The 6360-nt window shown below is 52.9% G+C and carries 6 protein-coding genes and 1 pseudogene; 3 read left to right on the top strand and 4 right to left on the bottom strand.

The annotated features are described in order from the left end of the window. A pseudogene (locus tag FDW94_RS10005) lies at nt 1–668 on the bottom strand (5-methyltetrahydropteroyltriglutamate--homocysteine S-methyltransferase); the annotation flags it as partial. A 235-nt stretch (nt 669–903) separates the two neighbouring features. Between FDW94_RS10005 and metR the strand changes: the two are divergent. After that, a complete protein-coding gene (gene metR, locus FDW94_RS10010; RefSeq protein ID WP_003017908.1) occupies nt 904–1857 on the top strand; it encodes an HTH-type transcriptional regulator MetR in 954 nt (317 codons plus the stop codon). On the opposite strand, the gene FDW94_RS10015 is transcribed toward metR, so the two are convergent. The 3 genes from FDW94_RS10015 to pldB all read right to left on the bottom strand — a co-directional run bounded on the left by FDW94_RS10015 (nt 1745) and on the right by pldB (nt 4556). Beyond that, nucleotides 1745–2644 carry a carboxylate/amino acid/amine transporter gene (locus FDW94_RS10015; protein WP_003828930.1) on the bottom strand — a complete coding sequence of 300 codons (900 nt, stop codon included), beginning with the start codon at nt 2642–2644 and terminating at the stop codon, nt 1745–1747. The genes metR and FDW94_RS10015 overlap by 113 nt on opposite strands. A gap of 79 nt (nt 2645–2723) precedes the next feature. Continuing rightward, nucleotides 2724–3524: a sugar/pyridoxal phosphate phosphatase YigL gene (gene yigL / locus FDW94_RS10020; RefSeq protein ID WP_008787091.1), complete on the bottom strand. Its 801-nt coding sequence runs from the start codon at nt 3522–3524 to the stop codon at nt 2724–2726. Between the two features lie 15 nt (nt 3525–3539). Beyond that, nucleotides 3540–4556, bottom strand: a complete 1017-nt coding sequence (gene pldB / locus FDW94_RS10025; protein WP_003017911.1) for a lysophospholipase L2 — start codon at nt 4554–4556, stop codon at nt 3540–3542. A gap of 110 nt (nt 4557–4666) precedes the next feature. Between pldB and rhtB the strand changes: the two genes are divergently transcribed. Beyond that, nucleotides 4667–5287, top strand: a complete 621-nt coding sequence (rhtB, locus tag FDW94_RS10030) for a homoserine/homoserine lactone efflux protein (RefSeq protein WP_003828938.1) — start codon at nt 4667–4669, stop codon at nt 5285–5287. Between the two features lie 162 nt (nt 5288–5449). Further along, the gene (locus FDW94_RS10035; protein ID WP_008787090.1) at nt 5450–6334 is read left to right on the top strand and encodes an Rpn family recombination-promoting nuclease/putative transposase; all 885 of its coding nucleotides are present in this window, start codon (nt 5450–5452) and stop codon (nt 6332–6334) included. Nucleotides 6335–6360: the final 26 nt, after the last annotated feature.

Here is a 6360-nt window from a genome sequence, read left to right on the forward strand (position 1 = left end):
TCCAGCCACGCTTGCGGCAGCTCCAGTACCAGCGCGGGTTCGTCAATCTGCACCCACTCAATACCGCGTTTCGCCAGCTCGCCCAGCACCTGCTGGTAAACCGGCAGAATGTCGTTCAACAGGCTCAGGCGGTCAAACTGTTCGCCTTTCACTTTCCCCAGCCACAGGTAAGTTACCGGCCCTAATAGCACAGGTTTCACCTTGTGGCCGAGCGCCAGCGCTTCGTCTACTTCATCCAGCAGTTGGGTCCAGGTCAGTTTGAACTGCTGACCTTTAGTGAACTCTGGCACCATGTAGTGATAGTTGGTGTTAAACCATTTGGTCATTTCTGCCGCCGCCGCGGGTTCACCCGTTGGTGCGCGGCCACGGCCAATGCGGAATAAGGTATCGATATCGACCGAGCCGTCTTTATTTTGATGGCGAGCCGGAACGTTGCCGAGCAGCAGGCTAGTAGTCAGCACGTGATCGTACCAGGCAAAATCACCCACCGGCAGCAGGTCAACACCCGCCTGCTTCTGCTGATCCCAGTGGCGGGCACGCAGCTCGCGGCCAACGGTCAGCAAATCTTCACGGGAAGAATTTCCCGCCCAGTAGCTTTCTTGCGCTTTCTTCAACTCGCGACGCAGGCCAACGCGAGGGAAACCGAGGGTGTGATTCAATATTGTCATTTTTCTTCCTCTAATTATATGTAAATCCTATGGATTTTTAATTTAGGGAAGGCGGCAAGTTTACTCATCCCCAGGAGCTTACTGAAGTAAGTGACTGGGGTGGGGAAACGAAGCCAACGCACCATAAATTTAAAAGACGAAGGATTTTAGCCGTCCAGATGTTTACACATCCATAATTGGCGGTTACTGTATATTCCTCAAGCGCAATTTGTTCATGCCGAAGTGAAGGACTTTCATGATCGAGATTAAACACCTGAAAACGCTCCAGGCGTTGCGGAATAGTGGTTCTCTGGCAGCCGCAGCGGCGACGTTGCATCAGACCCAATCCGCCCTTTCTCACCAGTTCAGCGATCTGGAGCAGCGCCTTGGCTTTCGACTTTTTATCCGTAAAAGCCAGCCTCTGCGCTTTACGCCGCAGGGAGAAATCCTGCTGCAGTTAGCCAATCAGGTGTTGCCGCAAATTGGTCGTGCGCTGCAGGCCTGCAACGAACCGCAGCAAACCCGGCTGCGAATTGCGATTGAATGTCACAGTTGTATTCAATGGCTGACGCCCGCGCTGGAGAATTTTCGTGCCAACTGGCCGCAGGTGGAGATGGACTTTAAATCCGGCGTGACGTTCGATCCGCAACCAGCGCTACAGCAGGATGAGCTGGATCTGGTGTTAACCTCCGACATCCTGCCGCGCAGCGGATTGCACTACTCACCGATGTTTGATTTTGAAGTCCGCCTGGTACTGGCACCTGACCATCCGTTGGCCAGCAAAACACAAATCACACCGGAAGATTTGGCCAGCGAGACGCTGCTGATTTACCCGGTACAGCGGAGTCGACTGGATGTATGGCGGCATTTTCTGCAGCCTGCAGGTGTTAGTCCGTCGCTGAAAAGCGTGGATAACACCTTGCTGCTGATTCAGATGGTTGCAGCCAGAATGGGTATCGCGGCATTACCGCACTGGGTGGTGGAGAGTTTTGAACGCCAGGGCCTGGTAGTGACCAAAACCCTGGGTGATGGATTGTGGAGCCGACTGTACGCCGCCGTGCGTGATGGCGAGCAGCGACAGCCGGTCACAGAAGCGTTTATTCGCTCAGCGCGGAATCACGCCTGCGATCACCTGCCGTTTGTACGGAGTGCGGAACGACCCACTTTCGATGTACCCACAGTGAAGCCACTATCACAGCCGCACCAATGATGAAGCTTGGCCAGTGAGGTTGTTGATGCCAGATAGCAAGGTTAACCAGCAGTCCGGCAGGGACATGCATATTGTTCATGATGCCCAGCGTGCCCGCATCCACCTGGGTCGCGCCGTAGTTCCACATAAAGTAACCAATGCCGGACGCCGCCACGCCAAGAAAGACCAGAATTCCCCACTGTAGCGTGGTTGCAGGCATTTTCTGCGCATTGCCCAGCATGAACCAGGCCACGACAGCCACCATAAAGGCGCCCATATAAAACCAGGCAAAGGCGTTGTGCTGCGGCATTGGCCGCGTCTCCATCAGACGTTTATAGCCCACCATACCAATGGCAAAGCTGATATTGGACAACTGCACCAACAGCAGACCGGTCCAGAAGTGGCTGGTCACCTGATCGTAACGAATGATCCCCGCGCCAATCACCGCCAGTAACGCACTAAAGGCGTAACTCCAGCGCAGACGACGCCCGCTCATCAGATCATAAATCAGCGTAATGTAGAGCGGCGTCAGCACGGTAAAGAGCAGCAGTTCTGAAACCGTCAGGTACAGATAGGCGTGAAAACTCAGCATGTACATAATGCCAAGCTGCATGGCACCCACCAGCATATACAGCCCGATCGTTTTTACGCTGTGCCCACGAGTACGTAGAAACGGCAGGAACACCAGCGCCGCCAGCCCAACGCGCACCAGCACCGCAAAATAGCTATCGACATGACCGGCAAGGTACTCGCCAAACAGGCTAAAGGAAAAGGCCCACAGAATTGTGGTAATGATGAGTAACGCCACAATGGATGTCTCTTAACAAAAGGTACACCCATTGTAGCGAAGTTTTTAGTTGACAACTGGTCAACTAATGAACAGAAGGTTACTGCAAAAACAGTTCACGCAGATAGTGTGGCACGGCATCGTCGGCATTAAGACCAATGACTTCCAGTTCCGGGTGCAGATCCTTCAGGCGCTGGTGGGCGTTGCCCATGATGCAGCCTTTACCTGCCATGGAGAGCATTTCCGCATCGTTCATCCCGTCGCCAAAGGCGATGCAGTCTTTCAGGCTGTAGCCCATCGCTTTTGCTACCGCTTCCAGCGCATGACCTTTCGATACGCCGCCAGCCATGACTTCCAGACAGGTAAGCGTAGAGAAGCTGACGTTGACGCGATCGCCCCAGCGGGCGTTAATCGCCTGCTCCAGCGGCAGTAGCCTTTCGTGAGAGTCGGTGGTGAAGAACACTTTGCTGACGCCCTCAGGCTCCAGTAATGCAGGTTCAAACAGTGAATAGTTAAACACCGCTTCTTTGAAGAAACGCATTTCGTCCGGACGATGGCGATTCATAAACCACTCATCATCACGATATACGTTGGTCACGATGTCCGGGTTTGCATTCACTACGCCAAACAGGTCGCTGGCAATATCGCGATCTAGGTTATGGGAAAACACCAGATTCCCGTCAGAATCATGCACGCGCGCGCCGTTGGACGTGATCATGTAGGTTTTAATGCCGAGGTTATCGCGAATTTGCCCCACATCAACATGATGACGGCCAGTCGCAAACACGAAGTTAACGCCGCGAGCGGTCAATAACTTCAGCGTCTCTTTGGCATAAGGGGACAGAGTATGGTCGGGAGAAAGCAGCGTACCGTCTAAATCAGACGCAACAACCTGATACATAAGAAAATTCAACCTCTAGGCAAAGCGGGTTCCGCTGGATGAGTTATGCTTGTCGAAAAATTCGACAATAGCGTTAAGCGCGACTGAGCGCATGGCGTCCTTTTCAAAAAGGATCTCATGGTACGCGCCTTTGATGACAAGCGGCTGCCCCCCTTCTACAGGATGGCCCGCTGCGGCGCGGAGTTCACAAAAACGATCGTGCATGCGGTTATCTACCACACGCTCTTCCTCAGCCTGAATCAGCAGCGTCGGCGTCGCATCATCTCCGGCGCCAGCCAAAACCTGTTCGCCTGCCAGAATCCCTTCACGTACCCAGTGATAGGTGGGACCGCCAACGCGCAACCGCGGCTCATCAGCATAAAAGCGTAGATTGCGCCGATAGCGTTGTCGACTATGGGTTAACGCATTCATACCGAACGGCAGCGCCCGCCAGCGCCCGGTTCCCATCGCATAGCCTTCGCGGATCCGCGGATGCCCTTCGGCCCAGTCCAGTATATGGCGCACCATCCAGTCGGGAAAGCGCATCACAATACCAAACATCGGTGCGCAAAGCGCGATGGCATCACACTGATTCGGGTGGCGTTGCAGGAATAACGTGGCAATCGCCCCGCCCATTGAATGCGCCAGGATATAGCGTTTTCTCCACGGGCCGGGTAGCACTTCCTGCTGCCAGAAGGCGGTTAGATCGTCGACATAATCATTAAAGTTATCGACATGACCGCGATGCGGATCCGAAAGCATACGCCCGGAACGCCCCTGGCCACGGTGATCGATAATGAGAACGTCAAAACCAGAATGAAACAGGTCATACGCCAGTTCAGCGTATTTCACGTAACTTTCAATGCGTCCAGGACAGACGACGATGACGCGATCGTTTTTTTCTGCATGAAAACGAACAAAATGTACGGGAATATCATCCACGCCCGTAAATTCCGCTTCTTCCCGCTGACGCCAGAAATCTGTCAGTGGCCCCATGGAAAAAGCAGCAAACGCGTTTTCTCTTGTTTCCCAGTCTTTTTGCTGCTGAAACATCGGGTATCCAGCCTCGCTGACCAAGTAAAATCGTTTTTTTCGCCGTCACTGACACAACCTAACGGCAGTAGCGTATTGTGGCATAAAAATAGACAATCCGGGAGTTTCTCATGACCTTTGAATGGTGGTTCGCCTACCTGCTGACCTCTATTATTTTGAGCTTGTCCCCAGGCTCTGGCGCAATCAATACCATGACCACCGCCATCAGCCACGGATATCGCGGTGCCAGCGCGTCGATTGCGGGTTTGCAGACCGGGTTGGGTATTCATATCGTTCTGGTTGGCGTAGGACTGGGAACGCTATTTTCACGTTCGGTGATCGCATTTGAGGTGCTGAAGTGGGCGGGAGCGGCCTATCTGATTTGGCTGGGTATTCAACAATGGCGGGCGGCGGGTGCTATCGATCTGAATACCATGGCGAATACGCAATCGCGCAGCCGGCTGTTCAAACGCGCGGTCTTTGTTAATCTGACCAATCCTAAGAGCATAGTTTTCCTTGCCGCTCTGTTCCCGCAGTTTATCCTGCCGCAAGAACCGCAGTTGATGCAGTACGTGGTGCTTGGCGTCACAACCATCGTGGTCGATATCATTGTGATGATCGGTTACGCGACGTTGGCCACGCGCATTGCTGGCTGGATTAAAGGGCCAAAGCAAATGAAGGCGCTCAACAAAGTGTTTGGTTCGCTATTTATGCTGATAGGCGCCCTGCTGGCATCGGCAAGGCATGCCTAGCAAATGGAACGGCACTCGCAAAGAAATGCTATCTGTAAGAGCCTCTGAACATGGCTTTTCGTACTTCGCCGCAAAGGGAGAAAAGCCTTTTATCCTGTACTGTTAGACGTTGATTGCTAATGCCAGAATGCTGCCATATTCACCACTCACGGATGATTAACGATGGCGGAAGTAACAACACCACATGACGCAGTATTTAAAACCTTCCTCTCCCGCGTGGAAACCGCGCGGGACTTTATCGAACTTCATCTTCCTCCCTCGTTAATCAAAATATGCAAACTGGAAACGCTCCGTCTGGAATCAGGCAGTTTTGTGGAGGACGATCTGCGCCCCTATTTCAGCGATATTCTCTACTCACTGGAAACCACCAGCGGACATGGCTATGTACATGTGCTCATTGAGCATCAAAGCTCACCGGATAAGCACATGTCATTTCGCCTGATGCGCTACGCTATCGCAGCGATGCAGCGTCATCTTGAGGCTGGAAACGACACTCTGCCGCTGGTTATTCCAGTGCTCTTTTACCATGGCAAGCAAAGCCCATGGCAAGGCTCAATGAACTGGCTGGATCACTTTGAGGATTCTGGAACCGCCCTTCAACTTTACAGCACACCATTTCCGTTGGTGGATGTGACGGTTATTCCAGATGATGAGATCATGCAGCATCGCAGTATGGCAGCGCTGACATTAGTACAAAAACACATTCGCCAGCGCGACATGGCGCAGTTGCTGGATAAACTTACCCGCCTGTTTATGCTGGAGAAGATGAGCGGACAACAAATAACCGTGCTGGTAAACTACATGGTGCAAGCAGGGAATACACAAGATGTTCAGACATTATTGTATAAGCTGGCACAGCGGGTGCCGCAGCATGGAGAAAAACTGATGACAATGGCGGATCAACTAAAGCAGATAGGCCGTGAAGAAGGGAGGCGCATTGCCCTTACTGATGTAGCAAAAGCGATGCTCAAGCGAGGTCTTGATACCGACGCGATTATGGAAATGACCGGCCTTTCGAAGGATGAGCTACAGAAGCTTGCGCAATAAGCCGCATACCGCCTGGGAGTCCCAGG

Source organism: Citrobacter sp. wls757 (assembly GCF_005280935.1).
Taxonomy (GTDB): Bacteria; Pseudomonadota; Gammaproteobacteria; order Enterobacterales; family Enterobacteriaceae; genus Citrobacter; species Citrobacter portucalensis.